Source organism: Halorubrum californiense DSM 19288, assembly GCF_000336875.1.
GTDB lineage: Archaea > Halobacteriota > Halobacteria > Halobacteriales > Haloferacaceae > Halorubrum > Halorubrum californiense.
The window spans coordinates 39,988-58,524 of sequence record NZ_AOJK01000081.1 but is presented as its reverse complement, the minus strand read 5'-3'; the positions used below and the strand labels follow the sequence as shown (position 1 = coordinate 58,524).

15 protein-coding genes are annotated in these 18,537 nt (G+C 59.3%); 8 read left to right on the top strand and 7 right to left on the bottom strand.

Going from position 1 to position 18,537, the window contains the following annotated elements; translation table 11 throughout:
- Together C463_RS18255 and C463_RS19075 are read left to right on the top strand one after the other, a co-directional pair.
- The coding region (locus C463_RS18255) for a zinc ribbon domain-containing protein (RefSeq protein WP_152422436.1) at positions 1 to 278 on the top strand (278 nt) is incomplete at its 5' end.
- A gap of 464 nt (positions 279 to 742) precedes the next feature.
- A complete protein-coding gene (locus tag C463_RS19075; RefSeq protein ID WP_160163114.1) occupies positions 743 to 919 on the top strand; it encodes a hypothetical protein in 177 nt (58 codons plus the stop codon).
- Positions 920 to 1,006: 87 nt separating this feature from the next.
- Here the strand turns inward: C463_RS19075 and C463_RS16990 are convergent, their stop codons facing one another.
- Positions 1,007 to 2,350 (bottom strand): alkaline phosphatase family protein, encoded by a 1,344-nt coding sequence (locus C463_RS16990; RefSeq protein ID WP_008446275.1) that lies wholly within the window; start codon positions 2,348 to 2,350, stop codon positions 1,007 to 1,009.
- A gap of 695 nt (positions 2,351 to 3,045) precedes the next feature.
- On the bottom strand, positions 3,046 to 4,461 hold the full coding sequence (locus C463_RS16985; protein ID WP_008446272.1) for an ATP-binding protein: 1,416 nt from the start codon (positions 4,459 to 4,461) through the stop codon (positions 3,046 to 3,048).
- Positions 4,462 to 4,606: 145 nt separating this feature from the next.
- Here C463_RS16985 and C463_RS16980 point away from each other — a divergent pair, with 145 nt between their 5' ends.
- The 4 genes from C463_RS16980 (at position 4,607) to C463_RS16965 (ending at position 7,568) form a co-directional block, all read left to right on the top strand.
- A complete protein-coding gene (locus tag C463_RS16980; RefSeq protein WP_008446270.1) occupies positions 4,607 to 5,602 on the top strand; it encodes a hypothetical protein in 996 nt (331 codons plus the stop codon).
- A 54-nt stretch (positions 5,603 to 5,656) separates the two neighbouring features.
- Entirely contained in the window at positions 5,657 to 5,905 is a 249-nt protein-coding gene (locus C463_RS18250) for an AbrB/MazE/SpoVT family DNA-binding domain-containing protein (protein ID WP_080510878.1), read from the top strand.
- 297 nt (positions 5,906 to 6,202) lie between these two features.
- Positions 6,203 to 6,880: a helix-turn-helix domain-containing protein gene (locus C463_RS16970; protein WP_008446267.1), complete on the top strand. Its 678-nt coding sequence runs from the start codon at positions 6,203 to 6,205 to the stop codon at positions 6,878 to 6,880.
- A gap of 1 nt (position 6,881) precedes the next feature.
- Complete coding sequence (locus C463_RS16965; RefSeq protein ID WP_008446264.1) at positions 6,882 to 7,568, top strand: hypothetical protein; 687 nt, start codon at positions 6,882 to 6,884, stop codon at positions 7,566 to 7,568.
- 198 nt (positions 7,569 to 7,766) lie between these two features.
- Here the strand turns inward: C463_RS16965 and C463_RS16960 are convergent, their stop codons facing one another.
- From C463_RS16960 to C463_RS16940, 5 genes are all read right to left on the bottom strand, one after another.
- Positions 7,767 to 7,964: a hypothetical protein gene (locus C463_RS16960; RefSeq protein ID WP_008446262.1), complete on the bottom strand. Its 198-nt coding sequence runs from the start codon at positions 7,962 to 7,964 to the stop codon at positions 7,767 to 7,769.
- Between the two features lie 123 nt (positions 7,965 to 8,087).
- A complete protein-coding gene (locus C463_RS16955; protein ID WP_152422435.1) occupies positions 8,088 to 8,714 on the bottom strand; it encodes a hypothetical protein in 627 nt (208 codons plus the stop codon).
- A gap of 3 nt (positions 8,715 to 8,717) precedes the next feature.
- Positions 8,718 to 11,846, bottom strand: coding sequence for a hypothetical protein (locus C463_RS16950; protein ID WP_008446258.1), 3,129 nt, complete (start codon positions 11,844 to 11,846; stop codon positions 8,718 to 8,720).
- Positions 11,847 to 12,786: 940 nt separating this feature from the next.
- Positions 12,787 to 14,049, bottom strand: coding sequence for an RNA-guided endonuclease InsQ/TnpB family protein (locus tag C463_RS16945; RefSeq protein WP_008446256.1), 1,263 nt, complete (start codon positions 14,047 to 14,049; stop codon positions 12,787 to 12,789).
- 108 nt (positions 14,050 to 14,157) lie between these two features.
- Entirely contained in the window at positions 14,158 to 14,958 is an 801-nt protein-coding gene (locus C463_RS16940; RefSeq protein WP_239638932.1) for a hypothetical protein, read from the bottom strand.
- 502 nt (positions 14,959 to 15,460) lie between these two features.
- On the opposite strand from C463_RS16940, the gene C463_RS16935 reads away from it, so the two are divergent.
- Together C463_RS16935 and C463_RS16930 are read left to right on the top strand one after the other, a co-directional pair.
- Complete coding sequence (locus C463_RS16935; protein WP_008446252.1) at positions 15,461 to 16,645, top strand: orc1/cdc6 family replication initiation protein; 1,185 nt, start codon at positions 15,461 to 15,463, stop codon at positions 16,643 to 16,645.
- A gap of 421 nt (positions 16,646 to 17,066) precedes the next feature.
- Positions 17,067 to 18,341 carry an RNA-guided endonuclease InsQ/TnpB family protein gene (locus C463_RS16930; RefSeq protein WP_049906093.1) on the top strand — a complete coding sequence of 425 codons (1,275 nt, stop codon included), beginning with the start codon at positions 17,067 to 17,069 and terminating at the stop codon, positions 18,339 to 18,341.
- The last annotated feature ends 196 nt before the right edge of the window (positions 18,342 to 18,537 follow it).

The following is an 18,537-nucleotide window of genomic DNA, read 5'->3' as shown; positions in this document are numbered from 1 at the left end:
TTGAGCCGAACCATACGTCCCAACGGTGTTCTCGGACGGACTGTGGGTTCACGCACGAAGCGAACCGCGACGGCGAACATTTCGAGTGCGAAAAATGCGGGTATGAGGTCAACGCAGATTATAACGCGGCGAAGAATATCGGGGTGCGATACGCCCGAAAGCGCAAACACAGCCTCCGTTCCTCGCCCAAGTCGGGGAGCGGAGACGCACCAGTAGACGTGCGTATAAATGGTGGGATGTTGAACGGCGAGAGTCACCAGCCTCTTGCTGGCGACTGATTGCCGGGAGTCCACATCAAAGCCCTACCCTCAAGGACCGAGGCGCGTAGCGCCGAGGGAGTAGGGTAGGGTAGTTTACTTCGGCCAAAGAGTTTGTCAAACACGTCGTGGTCCGAGAGATGGAATCGTCTGAAGATATCTCTGACGCTGAGGCTCGCCAGATCGCAAACAAGCTTCGTGAGTTAGGTTACATAGAGTAGACTGGTAATTATATCTAATTATTTTTATGAGGTTGGCGAAAATACATGTTCTTCATGAGTCGATGGGAACCCATCTCTCTCCGACCGGACTCTATCGGAGCTGTCGGGCGTGGCGTCACTCACTCGATTAGAGCTGTTGTCACCCACACCGCCGGACGAGGGATGGATTTCCTCACTAGATTCTCCGCGATTCGCGCTCGCCTGTTCGCACAACGACTTCGAGACGTGGGTACCACGAGGTGACAGCTTAGAGGAATATCTTTGATGACCGACGGCTACCAGCATCCGGATGTCGTGTTGGCATTCATCCCGATGACTCTCTTTACAGCTTACGGGGTTGGGACTGCCGTTGGCGCCCGTCTTATCGCAACCCTGGCTGCGGTCGGCGTTTACTATCTTCTCATGGTGGATGGCCTGTTCTGGCATGGCCCCGCAGACTAACACCACCCGGTGGCTGTGGGATTCGCCTTTCTTCTGAGCCCACAAAAAGCAGAAGCGGTGCTCTCTGAGCGCGTGACAGGTGGTCACTCAGGCGAGGCTGCGCCCGTCAAACTCCAGCGGGTCGTACTCAACGTCTATCAACTCAAGGACGGTCGGTGCCACGTCGAAGAGGTTCGCACCGTTCAGGCTGAGGTCCGGATCGGTTGAATACAACAGCGAGTTCTCGAACTTGTGCATCCCGTTGCGGGGGCCCTCGGTGAAGACGGCCTCCTTGCCGCTGAAGCCGGACTTGAGGTCGAACCCGTCCGCGGGGATGACGACGAGGTCGGGGGCGATGTCGTCGTGGTCGCCGTCGAAGACGGTCTCGCCTTTCACGATCCGCTTGCACACCTGTCGGCCGTCGGGGCCGGTGAGCGATTCGAGGTCGGCTATCAGTTCCTCGCGCGTCTCCTCGTACTCGTCTGGGGGAACGACGCCCTCCGGCTCGCGGCCTTCGAGGTTGAGATAGAAGCGGCCGGGGATAAGCGAGTACGCGCGTGTGTCGTCATCGATGTCGGTGAGCGCGTCGTGCTCGTCGGTCGCGTACGATAGCCATCCCTCATCGGCGAGGAACTGGTTACAGTTCACCTCCCAGTTGAGTTCGGTGAAGCCGTGATCAGAGACGACGATCAGCGTGGTGTCGTCGTCGAGCGAGTCGCGGATCTCGCCGATGTACCCGTCGAGGGTTCGGTAGAACTCGAGAAATTCCTCGGCGTACTCGCCGTCGTTGGCGTAGTCGCCGAAGAGGAAATGATTCACCCGGTCCGTGCTCATGAAGACGCCGAAGAAGAGGTCCCAGTCGTCCTGGTCGAGGTAGTGGGAGAACGCCTCATAGCGGGCGTCGAGCGTCGCGTGCGCGTTCTCGAGGAACTCGGTCTTGTCGTCGTCGTGGCCGAGCTTGGCGTTGACGTCAATCTGGTACTCAAATCTCGCAAGCGTCTCGCGGAGGTCCTCGTCGCTTGTCGCAGAATTCGGGTCGGGCGAGAGGAAGCCGGAGGCCATCCGCTGGATCCGCGTCGACGGCGGGAACGTGACGGGGACGTTGAGGACGGTCGCGTCGCGACCCGCGTCGGTGACGCGGTCCCACAGCCGGGTCGCCTCCACGTGTTGTCCAAGGGGAACGTACGTCTCGTAGGAGTCGCGCTCGCGGTCCTGAAAGCCGTACACCCCGGTCTCGCCGGGGTTCACGCCGGTCGTGAGGCTCGGCCAGCAGGCGCTCGACTCCGGTGGGACGATGCTCTCCAAGCGCCCGCCGGAGCCCGTCTCGGCGATGTCGGTCAGGTGCTCGAAGACCTCGGGATGGTCCTCGACGAGGTCGAGCGGGACGCCATCGATCCCAAGAAACACGACACGATCATTATCATCACCGCGCAGCCGGTCGAACAAGCCCATGACTAAGTCATGTGTGTGATCCAACATACTCTTTGCGCTCTCGCGGCCGGGAGGCGAGCAGAACGGAGACACGGTCACACATCACGAGGGGGACACAGCCCACTGTGGCTACTCAACCACCGGGAGAGCCCGGTCTGTGAGCTCCGTCGAAAAGATAGTTTCGTTTAAATATCATGTGTGCCGTGTGTCAGTATGGACGTGCTGTTGCTGGCCGCGTTCGAAGCGCTGTCATCGACGACGGTTCTCGCCGTGGCAGGCGCTCTCAGTCTTGGGTTGGTGGTCGCGTGGCTTGTCCAGCTGGTCGATTGACAGCTAATATCGGGGATCGGTTGGTATCGCCCGCTGTCTGTTCCGGGGAGTATCGGATTCCACCCACGGCTGAAGCCCTGTCTCTTACCCACAAGTTCACTGAGTCCCAAACAGACGTTTCAGACGCTGTCGAGCCCAATCTATTCTCGGAAGATCGAGGTAAGGAGTGATTCGGGCGGTGATATCGACAGTGGGGGGTTGCTGAATGTGGTGAGTGAGATCAGCAAAATCGTCCCATAGAAGTGTTAAGCCTGTAGATATCGAGGCTTCGGTCGGATTTATTGACCGCAACAATGACTCGATTTGTGGGTAAGAGACAGGGCTGAAGCCGTGGGCTTCCTCCTTGTTACTCTGTGAGTCGACACGTGCGAAAGGTTAGTTTAAAATTACTGGTCGGATCGACGCTCGAGAACGGCAACAATATCGGACAGATCGAAGAGCCGGAGGTCGTCACGTTCGTCCGCCGCCTCTTCGACAGACCGTTTGAACCCAGAGCGGCTGAACAGGACGAATTCATACGTGGGCTCACCACCTCCGGGGGGTGTCCAGTCGATATGGGAAACGTCGTCTTCGAGATTCGCAAGCACGTCGTAGCCAAGGGGGGNGGTGGTGAATTTCGCTTCGCCAGCGATCAGCGTTGACTCGTCGGTTGGTGCGACGACATCTATCTCGCGGTGTTTGTACCACCACTGGCTTGGCACCTGTGTAAGCTGGACGTCCGGATAGAGCGCTGGCACCGCCTGGTGACAGAGCAATTCGAACGTTTCGCTGACAAAGTCGGGCAGTTCCGGTTCAATGAGATCCCCGTAGGCGCTCTCGCCGTAGAGTTCGTACTGGCCTCCACGGCCGTAGAGATACCGGAAGTAAAACCGGAAGACGGGATCTCGAATCCGGTATCGTGTCCGCTTGCTGCGCGCCGGATCAGCAAGCGCCGGATGGTGTTTCTCGATGATCTGGAGCGTTTCCAGCCGGTCAAAGTAGTACGACGTGTTGGTGCTCTCGATGCCAGCCCCCTGTGCGATCTCGTTTCGACTGCGGTTCCCGCTGGCCATCGACTCCAGAATCGAAAAATACGTGTTCACCTCGGTGAGTTCCATCTGGAGGACGGTTTCGGGCTCGTCGTGGAGTGGGCCATCCGGATCGCACAGCAGCCGTGTGACGTTTTCTCCAAAGCTCTGTGACGGATCGAGCGGACTAAGATATCGGGGTGTGCCGCCGAAGACGCCATAGACGAACACCCGTTCTTCGGGAGTGTAGGTCGGCACGAACTCTTGGATAGCGCGAAACGGCAGCTGGGTGAGTTCGAGGCGGCCATTCGGTGTCTGGGAGACCCGGCCATAGAGTGGTGCACCGCCATCGAGGACGTGGGTATGGATCATGCCGATTGCAGAGCCCGTTAGTACGAGGGTTGCCTGGCTCTCGTCGACGGCGGTATCCCACAGGTGCTGAACGATCGACGGGAGCCCCTCGTTCGATTCGATAAGGTACGGAAATTCGTCGATGACGATGATAGCGTCCCTATCGGAGAGGTACGTTAAGAGCGGTTCCCACTCCTCTTTGACGGCCGTGATATCCGGATAGGTCGTCGCCGCGGCCTCGACGAATCGCCGGAGCTGTGTGGTCGCTGTTCCTTGGACTGCTTGATAGTAGACGGCATCGTCGCGGTCGGCGATCGATCGGCGGACGAGTTCGCTCTTGCCGATCTGACGACGCCCATATACGATCGCGAGTTCCGCAGCGTCACTCTCATAGAGAGTCTGTAGCCGATCGAGTTCCTCGATACGGTTGACGAACTGGTCCATACCTTCACTCGTTGTGTGAGGTACATATATCCCCCGAAGTTAGAAATCAGACTACAATAGTCTATACTATAATAGTATGATTACTAACATTTGGAATACTGCTTCGAAGAAGAACGCATTTTGCCTACATCCCTGTAGGAGGGCTATGACCCACGAGTGCGACGATTGCGGAGCGTCGTTCGAGACACTCACCCGTCTCCGTCTCCACGACTGTGAGGATGTTCAGCCAGAGACACCCGTTGGCTCGGCTGATCTCGAGCAGTCTCAATCCGCAGGTTCGTCGCCGGCCGACGAACGAAACGCATCCGTCGCCGAGCTCGATACCCTACTCGACCGGTTCTCGGACGGTGACAGAGCCGCCCCCCATGGGACACTCGCCGAGTTCGAGTCGGCGCTCTCGGCTGCGCTCGAGGAAGACGACGGCGGCGAGACATACCGGGACGTGTTCTGGCGATATCACGAGCGGGTCAGTGACGCCCTGGACGAAGCGGCGCGAGCAACCGGGTGGAGTTTCCTCAAGGAGGTCATGGATGCGTACGACCCGACCGCGGACGACGAGCTGCCGCTCGTGACACCCACGATCGCGAATGCTGTCGGACGGAATCTGATCCGCACGCGGTTGACCGAGAGTGTGGAGGCGATTCCAGTTGCGGCGCTCGAATACCTCGATACCGTCGCAGTCACTGCCGGCGATACAGCCGATACCACACAGGAGGAAGTCCACGCGTACGGGTGGGGAATCGGGCATCCTGACCACTCGGTGGCCGACCGTCTCCACGCCCGTGTCTCGGAAGATATCTTCTCGGTTACTCCGACGCTCGAACACGCGTTCTACGCTGACCAGTACGCGGCGGTCGATCTGCTCGAAACGTTGGTGAGAGACGAGTCGATCGACGGGACGTTCTCGCGTCCCGCCCGTGACGATATGCCGTATCGTCGCTACCTTCTCGATTGCGCCTACGGGCTGAAGACGGACGACCACTGGCCGGGGATGCCGCGGTACTACGACTGGTACGAGGAGTTCGACGACACGTTCGAGTTAGACGACACGGTCGAACAGCGCATCCGCGACCTCGTCGAAGCGGCCGGCTTCGACGCCGACCTGCCGAACGACTGGGCGTTCCGGGATCTCGGCGTTTGAGCGGACCTACAGACATCTACAGCAGTATGAAAAAAGTATGAACACAAACGGAAAATCGGAGATCGGGGGCAGGTGACAATTCCAAAGGCACTGCGAGAGCGTCGTAGCATCAAAGGCGGTGACGAAATTGAATTCGTCGAAGTGAATGACGAGATCATACACAAACCGCCGACAGATGAAGAACGGCTTGCTGAAGAATATCGAAAGAGAGCCGAGCGGTCTCGTGAGTTGGCTAAAGAACTGGAAGAAGCATCCGCAGAAGCAACCGGGCATCTCGGTGACGCACCTGGCTGGAGCGAGTGAATTCTGGAGGCAACTGTACAGGTACGCCGCGGCGATATTGTCATCGTTGAACCGAATCCCAACGCAGTACACGTCTGGAGACACGTACCCGTTTGAGGTGGAAGTACTGGCTTCGGATACTGCCCTCGATCACGATTCAGCTTGACATCCTCCTCCGCGTAACCGTGACGCGGTCGAGTAGGTAGCTCCCACACCTAGCCGGCTAGGCGGAAGTCCTATACATTGATATCGCTATAGAGATAACTACGAACGAGCCCGGCCAGACGGAGAAGCGACCAGATACCAATGATCGAATTAATGGACCCCACAGCTGCGAAGATTGTTTTAGCAGCTCAACGTGGCGATTCTATCAATCGCATCGCGAGCAAGATTGACATTTCGTACTCATGGGTGTACGACTGGATTGAGCGGTTGAATAACGCAGATATTATCGCTAAAACAGATAATAGAATTCAGATCGTCGACCACGAGATGCGCCAGCAGTACGCCGAGATGATGGCTGCGTTGTACAGCCGCGACACTATCTCACAAGAGGACGCGTACATCATCCCCCACTTCGCTGGGATGGAGTTTGTGTACACGGAAATTGACGCGGCGTATGTCTGGACGCACGGCGGCTTCCAGATCGCGCGGAGTCACGACGACTATCCGGTGTTCATCGACGTACACGACCGTGATGTCGAACGGTGGATTGCGTTCTTCCAACAGTGGGGCGTCGATACGACGATCAACGAGCGCCCGGACGCCAGCGACGTCGATGGGAACGTCCACTACGTGTTGTTCCCCAAGACCGGCGATATCGACGCCGAGTGGGTCGACGGCAACCCCGTCATCCCGTTGGACGACGCCATCAACCAGATGATGGAGAATCGGCCAGCGTACGAGCCCGCCTTGGAGATCATCGCCGACGAGTACGACAGGGACATCGACGCGGCGCACCACAGTGCGACGAGCGCGAACGAACAGAGGCGATAGAATGAGTCTCCCCGAGCGTCAATCCGAACTTATCGACACCCACCGCGCGGTACAGGACGCCGATCTGCCGTACGTTCTCGTTGGCGGTTGGGCAGTGTCCGCGTTCCAAACACGGTTCACGACCGATATCGATACCGTAATCCCGGACACTGTACTCGACGACTACGATACACTTCTTCATGACCTCGGATACGAGAAACAGTTCGAGCAGGATGTCTCGAACGAGTACAACGGGCGAATGATTCAGTACACAAAGGAGGTCGGAGCGAACGCCGTCAAGTTCGAGGCACTCGTAGATGCGATGGGGTGTCGACAGACGGACGCAGAGTGGTCATACCGCTATCTTCACGAACACAGTACGATTGAATCAATTGATGTCGCCGAAGACCTCGACGGGCGAATCCCAGAGCCTGCACTACTGTTCGCGATGAAACTCCACAGCGGGCGAAAAGCCGATACCCGTGACCTCGTCGTGATCAGCTTGCGTGCGGACTTCAGCCGTATTGAACGACACGTCCATCGCGGCGACCCCGAGAAGCTCAAGCGACAGATCGAGATGGTGCTGGATCAACTCCAACAGGATGGGTTCAAAGACTCGTTCAAAGGTGTCTTTCGACAAGAAGAGCTGCCAGTGGATGCGGTTGACGATCTCGTTTCCTTTCTGTCCAAGCAGCGAGATCAACTGTGAGGGATTAACCAACAGACTACACGGAACACCATTTTGTTGGTTAAGTACTTACTTCCGGAACGTGCTGATCCTGCTGCGTGGCTTACGAAACCATTCTACAAGGAGAAACTGTAACAAACAGTTCAAGAGGTGCTCACTCCGACTGAAGAATCGGTGTGAGCGCTGGACAAGCAATACGTCGTTCCTAGCTCCGACCGATCACTGCTGGACAAGCCAATACGCCAAGCCGAGTGCCTCGCGGAGCATGACACCAGCGGCAAATACGTAAACCGCCTCGAGGGGAAGCGGGAGAAAATTAATTGTCGCAACAGCCACCGACATGATGATGCCCATCCCCACCCACGCGAACGCGAACTGCCGGTCAGCGCTTGTTGAGTGTGTCCCCAGCCGAGCCATACTAGCTCTTCTGACGACGCTCCCAAAAAATTTCGCTCGGCAGCGTGGGGGCAGGCCACCAGCACACGGTTCATAGCGCAGGCCAAGTTGGCCATACCAGCTAGTTCCAGTCGGGTGTAACCGCTAGTCCCAGTACTCGATACACCGCTCTTCGAGCACAACACGTGTCTGGTCGCCATCGGAAAAGCGACTGAGACACCCGACCGTCTCGAGCTCGTCGAGTGCGTCAGTAATTGCCGTCCGCGAGAGTGACTCGGTATCGTCCAGCTCGGTGGTCTCGTCGATCACGGTCTCGATAAGCGCCGCCTGTGAGAACTCGGTTCCCAGCTCCCAGCGGTCGGCTGCGATGGCGTACACGCACGCGCTCTCCTCGGAAAGCGTGATCGTTCCGTCGGTAACAACGAGCGCGCTCAGGCCTGCGAGAGCGCTTCCGATCGCGGCCGGGTCGCCCGACGCAACGGTGCCGAGTTCGCTGAGAACGAGGAGGCCGGTCTCAAAGTCGACACGCACGTCGACGTTCGACGGCTTTCGCGAGACGACATCCCCGTCGGACTCGTGGATCAGGTCGTAGCCCCCACCGAGCGCCCCGGGGTCTGGACGCAGATCGACCGCCTCCGAGAGAAGCTCCGCCGCCGTTACGTGGCACTGTGCCGGCGGGAGATCAGTGTGTTTGGCGAGGTATTCGGCCAGCTGGGCAACAAGGTACCGTTCTTCCGGGGACATGTCCGGTGGTGGGTCTCTGTCACTCATCGGTTACGAGGTTGGTAGTCGAGTTGTCTCCGTCTCATCAATGACAGGACCAAGCATTTCAATGGCACCGGTGGTGTCACCCACGGCTCTGGACTCGTATCGCTCGATCTTCGCCGCGAACGCATTCCACGAGTGAGAGTCGACGTGGGCAGGGGCTGTGTGTCGGAGCGTCCGAAGGAGGCGGGTGCGTTCGATGCCGTCGTAGTCGCGATCAACCTGCGCGGTAGTGTACACCCAGAGGGCCGCTGGGAGGTCATCAAGCTGGGATCGAGAGGCCGTCTGGTTGGCATACGCCGTGGCTAAGGTGAGTGCGTCAACAAGGGCACCAGAAGTCTGGCGCCGTCGCTGAAGCATCTGCTGGACAAACGCAGTGAGCGTACTCGCAAGGAACGGTCCCTGGTCGGGGGCGGCACGCGCGTGCTGTTCCGCTGTGTCGTAGACACAGTCCATCCACTCGCTGAGGTCACCCTCGTCGAACTGGACGGCGTAGCGGCCAATGTCGACCATTCCAGCCCCGAGCAGGGCGGGAAGCCGAGTGGTGGTCGCTGTCCCGTACTCTGTGGAAAAGACAGCCAGGAGGTCCGTGAGCGACGCCGTCGCCGCAGACGGCTCATCGAACAGCGCATGATGAGTAATAAGCTGTAGTCCGTATTCATGGATCAGAGCGGCTGTGTTAGCACGTGTCGCAGCGATATCGCCGACCGTTTGCTGGAGCCAACTCACCCACGTCACGGTCGCTGAGTCGGCCCGGTCACCGTCACGAGCCACAACCGCGGTCGCAAACCCGAAGGCACCCATCAGGGCCTCTGCCGGAAGCGTAGTCGTGTTGACCACCTCTCGCATATCGTCAACGATGGTGCCTCCATTGGGCCCCGTATGCCCGGTTTCGATGAGCCACGCGAGCAGACTTCCGTAGACGGAGATGAACACACGTCGCGACTGCGTCAGCGACGCATCGCCGGTGAACGCCTCTCGTGTGAATTGTCGCCAGCCGTCGGGGTCGTCCGCAAGCGTTTCTTGGCTAACCCGCGTCTTGAGTGGCCGCTGGAGGATCGGTGTCAACTCTCCCCACGACAGGTGAGAGATCGCTCGGTCGCGGAGCTGGTCGGCAACGCTCGCGGCGGTTTCGTACGCATGCGCTGTGGCTAGCGATTGGAGTAGGTGACTCACGAAACGAGCCAGTCGACTCGGCTGCGTCACTGCCGACGGGGTGCCGACGTCAGTCTGGCTCGTTGTGAGGATAGAGAGTTCAACTTCGGCCCACGCAGTAACTGTTGAGGGCGCACAATCGCGAACAAGCGTTGAAGTAAACTGCTCGTAAAACGCCCCCCACTCAGTAGAGGTATTTTCGATAATGGCCACGGCCAGCCGTCTGAAAGTCGTGTATTCGTCAGCGAACGCAGGCGGCATTCCCCGCTGTGCGACCGACGCGGCGCTCACGGCGGCGATATTCACCCAGACGGAGGCAGGAAGGCCTAAGTCGGATTGCTTGGCAGTCTCTAAGAGTCCGTCTCGGAGGGCCTGGAGCTGTTTCCGGCGTGTGTTCGGTGCCTCCGGATTGCGGTCACACACGATCTCGACCGCGTCCGCGACGCCGAGACCGATCGACGCGATGCTCTGTGAGAGGTCGGTTTCAGCTGTGACGATCAGCCTGAGAAATGAGCCGATGGCGTCGTCGATCGATGCCTCGCTCGTCTGGGTGTCAGCCCGGACAATCCGGGCGAGGCCAGTCGCGATAAGTGGCCGAAGCGGTGAGTCGTCGTCCGCGTTGGTCGCACGCTCGCGGTACTCAGCGTAGAGCCGACGACTCCACGCTGTCGACTCCGTGCTCGGGAAGACAAACAGGCGCGCGAGTGCGGTGCCGAAGACGCGAGCAGTCGCTCCATCGGGATCTGCCTGATCGCTTGCCCACGCGGCCATCGCCCTATAGAGCGGACCCAGCCTCGGTGTCGCCGGCGTGGTCGCCTCGAACTGTGAGAAAATGTGGATGAGCGCTCCAAAGGTCTCGCTCGTCTCGTGTGTGAGCGCGTATCTCGCGTATGCGGTGTACGTCTCGATAGCCTCCGCGAGTAATCGATCCTCGAAGTAGGTAGCCGCCGCTGCTGGGAGGAAATATGTGAGCGGCATGCCGCTCTCGTAGGTGAGTGTTGTGGCGTCTGTGTCGACCGAGCGATCCGTTTCGAGTTCGCTACGGAGCCTCAGCCACCTCGTTGCGCTCGAATTTCGTGTCGCGTACTGTGCGCGGACGTTCTGCGGAAACGTCTCACGTGAGAGCTGGTCAGCGGTGCGCGTAGTAAGGTAGGTCAGACGTCGCAGATACGCCACAGGCTCATCTGGGAGCCCCGGAGCGTTGGCGATCAACGCGCGGAGCAACGACGAGTACGTCTCGTCTTGAAACCGGGGGCGGCCGACGTAGAGGCTCTGGAGGTACGTGACACGGAGCAGCGTCATGGCCAGATGCGACAGCGGTAACCCCTCGGTAAGCGCGTGGAGGCGGACTGTCTCCGTGGCCGGTTCCTCAACGAGAATAAATGACGGTACACTCGACCGGCGATAGGTGGCTGTCGTGTGGGTTAGTATCTCGTCTGCGTGAGAAACGTCAGTGTTCGCCATTGTCGCGGAATACGCGTCTGCTAGCGTCTCACCGGCCTGATCAACGCCAGCCCCACCTGTTCCGACAGATTCCTCGAACACACTGGCGAGGTGTGGAAGCGACAGGCCAGCGTCAAACAGATCTTGGTAGAGCCGCGTCCCGGTCGTGAGCTGAGCGATGGCGTCAACAAACACGACCGTCGGAACGGTGAACTGCTGGTCGTCAACGAGTCGGTCACTCTCACCCATCGGCGCACGGATCGACGCCGTCGCGGCGGCCGTGAGCAGCGCGTACACCACCTCGTCTGTGAACGCGGTAAAAAGCGGCTGGACGGCGGCGAGCACCGAGAGTTCGTACGAGCGGAGGTACTGCGACCAACTCTCATCAGTGTCAGCCTCGCGCGCGAAGGGGTCGTATCCGGGATGCGCAAGCGTCCAGCCAGCAGGCCCCCCGAGTCCAGTCGCGAGCCTGTCGAGTCGCGAGCGAAGGTTCTCAGCTGTCGACCCGTCGGCCAGACACGCCTGGGTGATCGACGCCATTGCTTCGTGTATCGGGGCAGCCACATTCTGCGTGTGCGCAATCCCGGCCTCGCCGGCAGCGAAAGTGAGTCCCAACCGGCGGAGTTCATCGCGCTCATAATGGGTTTCGAGACTGCCCGTCCGAACATGCCGTTCTGTGCCAGCGTCAGTATGAGCGAGGGGTTCTGCTGTGGCGTTCGCTTGCTCAGTGTTGCGTGGCCGATCTCGTGTGCAACCGTTGTGTCTAGCTCGTGGTCCAGCGCCGCGAACACGTCAGCAAGGGTCAGATCTTCCGGGGTTGTCTCGGCAGAATCAGTCGCGTCGGCGATGGCGTCGAGACTCCACTCGTTCGGCTCTGCGAACGCCCACTCGTCGACATCGGCGTTTGGCGCTTTGAGGTAGAGGAGATCCGTCTGTGGATAGTAGGTCGCGACAGCGTCATCATGCGTTGGCAGCGGTAGTGTCCGATCGTATCCCCACGCGAACGGGCCATCTGTTGCTGTCGTGAGCGGTGGGAGCATCTGTGGGTATCGGTTATGTTGTAGTGTCTGTGTCACTTCTCATAAAATCCTGCTGAAGGGTCGAAGAGCGGAGGCCGCGGCTCAACCTGTCGGAAGAATGTGCCACCAAGAGACACTCCATAGAACGCAACAAGATCGTGATTTTTTCGCACTCGTCGAGCGGAAGGGCTTGTCTCATCTCTGCTGCCATCGGAAAACACGGGTCGATGTGGATCGCTAGACGAGGTCTTAACCAACAACCGCCGTTGTAGCTTGCTAGCGTTGGTTAAGAACTACCCCAGATTCCATCACGTGCTGTCGGCCACATACGCACGAGGAGACGACCAGAGCTGAGAGGGATCGGCTGGTGACTGGCTAGCTGTAAACTACCCCACCCTACTCGCTCACGGCGTTGCCGTTCGCTTCGTTGAGGGGGTCGTCAGAAGCGGAGCTTCTGACTGCTAACCAGAACCGAAGGTTCTGGTGATGGGGCTTTCGCGTGGACTCCTGTTCTGGCCATCGCTGGCAGGCTCGTAATCGCCGTTCACATTCAACGTCCCGCGATTCAAGCGCACGTTTACGGGTGCGCCTCCGCCCGACGACGTTTGCGTCGAGCGGAGATACTTCAGACCGATATTCTTCGCTGCGTTGTAATCGGCGTTCACTTCGTAACCGCACTTCTGGCAACAGAACCGTGCTTGCGTCTCACGGTTCTCTCGGAGTGTCGTCCCGCACTTCGAACATCGCTGGGAGGTGTAGGCAGGACTCACCTGCTCGACCGAGATGCCGACTATCTCGGCTTTGTACTCGACGTACTCGAACAGGCGTCGGAAGGCCCACGCGTGGAACTTCTTGACGTTCGGCATCCGCTCACGAATTCCAGTCAAGTTCTCGAACGCGATCACGTCACAGTCGTATTCGACGGCTTCTGCGACGAGTTCTTTCGAGACTGTGTGTAAAAAGTGGTCGTACCGACCTGTCTCGGTGCGTCCGACCGATTGGATGGTTTCGTGGGCGGCCCGAGTTCCACGCTGGTGGAGTGACCCGCGTCGCTTTTCGAACTCGCGGTGCCAGTGGTTTAGCTCTGCGCCGCTCCAGAACGTGCCTGTTGATGTGACGGCGACGTTTTCGATGCCGAGGTCAACGCCGAGGACTGTGCTGTGCTCGTCGTTGCCATCGTCGGCAGTCTCGGACTCCACATCCGCCTTTGTGCGGACATGAAGGTAGAACTCGCCGTCGCGGTAGTGGAGTTCTGCGCCCGTTACGTCGTAGTCGTCGTTGAACAGATACTCCGAGTGGGGCGTCTCGCGGCTCTCGTCTGGAAGGACGTACTCGGCCGTGATGCGGCCTTCGACGGTTGAGAGCGTCGCATGGTCGTCGTTGAACGTCGCACACCGCTTGTCGTAGACGAGTGTGGGAGCGGTGAAGTGCGGTTTCCCTGCGTAGTCGCCTTGTTTCCAGCGGGCGACGACGCTTTGGACGGCGTCGGCGGCCTTGTTGCGGGCGTTCTGGACGAGATTCGCTTGTAACCGTGTCTCAGCCCGCACGTCGTCGTAGGTTTCCCGTTGGAGTTGGGCTTTGCTCGTCGTTTTATACTCGCCTTGCCAGGCGTGGTCGACGACGTAGTTGGCAGCCCACAGGAACTCGGAGATAGTTTCATCGAGGAGGTCGGCGTCGCTGTCGGCCACATTGAGCTTGACAGGGACGGTGCGGCGGACCTCCATCCGTACTTCAGATGTATACTCTCGTTTTTAAATTTGTAACGATTCTATGAGGAGTGGACCGACAATCGAACGTGGCTGGGGTCGTGCCGGGTCGGTTTCCTCTCCGACCTACTCGCTCGCTCCGCTCGCTCCTTGAGGTCGGAGGCTCCACCTTGTATTATGCTGAGGCCGGAGTTGCGCACACGCAACGGCCAACACGAGCAGTAGCGCGCCAACAGCGCCCACAACGACTGAGTGTGCCGTCACGCCGTATCGAAGGGGGTTGGCGGCAAGTGTCCCGCCACCGACCACGAGCACGAGACTCCCGGTACCAGCAAGCACACGCGTCGCCGTCGCTGAGAAACGCCCGGTCACCCACGGCGCGAGGGTGAGTTGGCCGCCGAGGACGAATCCCCCGGTACTCGCGAGGGCTGTTCCCACGCCAAGATACAATCCTCGGAATTCGTCGATACCAGCGTGGAGGCCCCCGACAGCGAGGATCCCGACCCCGCACGTGAGCCCGAGCACGCCAGCAGTCCCAACAAGCGTGTCAAGCGAGCGGACGACTCTGAGAGGGCCCGGATCAGTTGGGTTCGTGGTGCGTTCAGCAATCCGGTACGTCCAGTAGTCACCAAGGCTCACGACAAGAATGAACGCGCCGAGCGCGAGCGCCGCCACCGTGTACGAGTCTGTGGGATCAACGACATCGAGCGTCTGGTGAAACCAAAAAATGTTCGTGAACACGGAGGCATGGAGGGCTTTGAGTTCGGTGGCGTACAGCGGCGCCACCCAGTGGACATCCGGCAGCATGCCCCAGCCGCCGCCAAGGAGGACAAGTGTGCGTGCGTATCGTGTCGGCGGGAAGAAATACAGCGCGACAAGGGCCGTACAGATGCCTCCGACCGCGAAGTGAGTGATGGCCAGCGACACAGGTGGCATCTCGCGTGGTCCTGTGAAAGCTTTCTGGGTGGGGACCACGCGTGGCGAGCGCGTACTCTCGGCGGAGGAAGACGACGAGACCGTCAGACTCACCCGCACGCCGCTCGACTCCGAGACGTCCGAGTCAGATTCTTCCCGCGGCTGAAGCCGTGGGCGTTCTCGGTGTTCCCCTGTAAAGACCCTCCTACCCCACTGCTTCCGCTGTTGACCCAGACGATGGGGCTCCGCAATCCGAGAGGACCCCCACCCCACTACTTCCGCTGTTAGCAGTTGTCTTTCGGGGGTGAACTCGCTCACCCCATCGGTTCCGCTGTTAGTACGAGACACCAAGCCTGTCGGCAGACTGCTGGTGAGCGAAGTGAGGCTACGGAGTCGTCCAAGATATCGCAACATAAACAGCGGAAGCGGTGGTGTTCGATAGTATATAAACAGCACGTAACACCGGAAACAACAGAAGTAATGGTTTTATATCCGAGTAGGGTAGGCTGTCAGTATGGGCGATTTCTCGTTCACGCCAAACGATGCCATCTTCGAGAATCGGGAGGCACTTCTCGAAGAGTGGACGCCGGACAGCCTCGTCGGGCGCGACAAAGAACTCACCCGCTACCACGCCGCCCTCCAGCCGGTCATCAACAACGAGACCCCCTCGAACGTCTTTCTCTACGGAAAAAGCGGCGTGGGTAAGACCGCGGCCACGCGCTATCTGCTCCGCACGCTCGAGCGAGACGCGACCGACGTACCGGAGCTCGAGCTCACGACGATCGAGGTCAACTGCGACGGGCTGAACACGTCCTACCAGGTCGCTGTAAAGTTGGTTAACGAACTCCGTGAACCGGGCCGGCAGATATCCAATACGGGATACCCGCAAGCGAGCGTGTACGAGTTCCTCTTCGACGAACTCGATGCGTATGGCGGGACGGTACTCATCGTGCTCGACGAAGTCGATCACATCGGCGACGATTCCCTACTCTACAAGCTCTCCCGTGCGCGCTCAAACGGCGACATTAGCGAGGCGAAGCTCGGCGTTATCGGGATCTCGAACGACTTGGACTTCCGGACGCAACTCTCTTCGAAGGTCCAATCGTCGCTGTGTGAAAAGGAGGTGTCCTTCAGCGCGTACGATGCCGACGAGCTCCGACTCGTTCTCGAACAGCGCGAACGGGTCGCCTTCCAAGATACCGTTCTCGAAGACGGGGTGATCGCGATGTGTGCCGCCTATGGAGCGAAAGACTCCGGTGACGCACGGAAGGCCTTGGATCTCCTCTTGGAGGCGGGTGATGTCGCCCGCGAGAGCGGGTCCGATGTCGTGACCGAGTCGCACGTCCAGGAAGCCCGCGAGCGCGTTCAAACAGACCAGGTTGTCGAGGGGATACAGAATTACTCGCAGCACGGCAAGCTCGTGTTGTACGCACTGACACGGCTCCACGAGCGCGGCGACACGCCGGTTCGGACGCGTGAAGTCGTCGAGACGTACCGGTCCGTCGCGCACTCGGAAGGGGTGAGCCCGGTCTCGGAGCGGTCTGTCCGTGACTATCTGGGGGAGTTGGCACAGTTGGGGATCACTGGTGTGACAGAGCATAATCGAGGGAAAGACGGGGGCAAGTACAACGAACATCAACTCGAACAGTCCGTGTCGGCGGTTCGGAGCGGGTTGTCGACGTTGTTGGAGTCGGCGTGAGTGGGGACTCTTCCGTGGGACTGAAATAGCGGCGTCCGCCCCGTACTAACAGCGGAACCGGTGGGGTGGGTGTGTCGCGTCGCGACGCGATCGAAGGTTAGTGGGTGGATGTGAGGAATTGAACACGAACGCTTCACGCCGCCGCGAGCTCCTCACCGGAGCCACTCGCGGTGAGCCGCCTGACAGGGTGTGTAAAACCGGCCCGTCGCAGTTGCGCAGAGAACTTGCGACAGTCCGTCTCAGCGAGGTCGGCTCTCGAGGTTAGAGATCTTATACGAAATCAAGGAGAATACCTGCGCCTTTAGGCGCAGGATGAATCCGACAACGCCTCCGCAATCAACCGTCGATAGCAAGGCCGGATATTCCAGGCCAACCGACACTATTAACAAAATGCCATCCATAACCAGTTATGAAGCCATAAATGAGTCGAACCGTCCGAACCTTCGAGGCCACCATCACGAACCAGCGGCAGGTTCGTGACGACCTCGACCAACTCGGATGGGCCGCCTCAAAACTCTGGAACGTCGGTCGCTACTACGCACAAGAACAGTGGGACGAAACGGGCGAGATCCCCGATGATGGGGAACTCAAAGCCGAACTCAAAAGTCACGAACGCTACACGGACTTGCATTCTCAATCCAGTCAGCGCGTTCTCGAAGAACTCGCTGAAGCGTTCAACGGCTGGTTCGGCAAGCGTCGGAACGGCGATAACCGTGCCCGACCGCCCGGCTACCGCAAAAATGGAGACTCCCACCCGCGTTCAACCGTGTCGTTCAAAGCGGCTGGCTTCAAGCACGACGAACGGTTCACCCGTGTTCGCCTCTCGAAAGGCCGCAACCTCAAAGAACACCGTTCAGACTTCATCCTGTGTGAGTACCAGACTCGCCCGGACGTTGACCTGACCGAGTGGGACATTCAACAGGTTCGCGCGATCTACAAGCGCGACGAGTGGCGTCTTCAATTCGTCTGTCGCACCGTCATCGACCCGGACCCACCGGGCGACGAGGTGGGCGGTGTTGACCTCGGGATTTGTAATTTCGCTGCCGTCTCGTTCGGCGATGAGTCGGTGTTGTATCCCGGTGGCGCACTCAAAGAGGACGAATACTACTTCACGAAAAAGAAAGCCAAGTGCGACGATCCCTCGTCTCGTGAGGCCGCCCGTCTTGACCGGACGCGGACTGGTCGTCGGGCACACTTCTTGCACGCACTCTCGAAAGCGATTGTCGAGGAGTGTATCGAACGAGGTGTTGGGACGCTTGTCGTTGGCGACCTCGGTGGCATCCGAGAAGACGACAAGAACGGCGAACCACGCAACTGGGGCGACCACGGCAATCTCGACTTACACGGGTGGGCGTTCGACCGCTTCACGACGCTGCTTGACTACAAGGCAGAAGCCGAAGGCATCGACATGGAGTTGGTGTCGGAACGGGCTACGTCGAAGTCCTGTTCGGCGTGCGGCCACACAGACGACAACCAACGTGTCGAACGTGGGTTGTACGTGTGCGAGGAGTGCGAGACGGTTGCGAACGCGGACGTGAACGGTGCGGAGAACATTCGACAAAAGGTACTCCCGAGTCTCGCCACGGATGGCGGTGATAGGGATAACGGCTGGTTGGCACAGCCAGCGGTTCACCTGTTCGACCGCAGCGAGGGTAGTTTCGCCCCGCGAGAACAGGTCGTGAACCGCGAACCGTAATATCCCAACTCAGCGGTGCGGTGCCGTGGGATTCCTCCGCCTTCAGGCGGAGGAGGATGTCAACTTGAGTGGCGCTGCGGTCGCGGGAGGACAGCAAGGGCCTATATTAATCTCGCGGTGAGAAGAACTGACATCGCTTCATGAAATCGCACCCCTCACCACCGCAGCTCGAAGACGCCCCCGAAGGGTTGCTGTC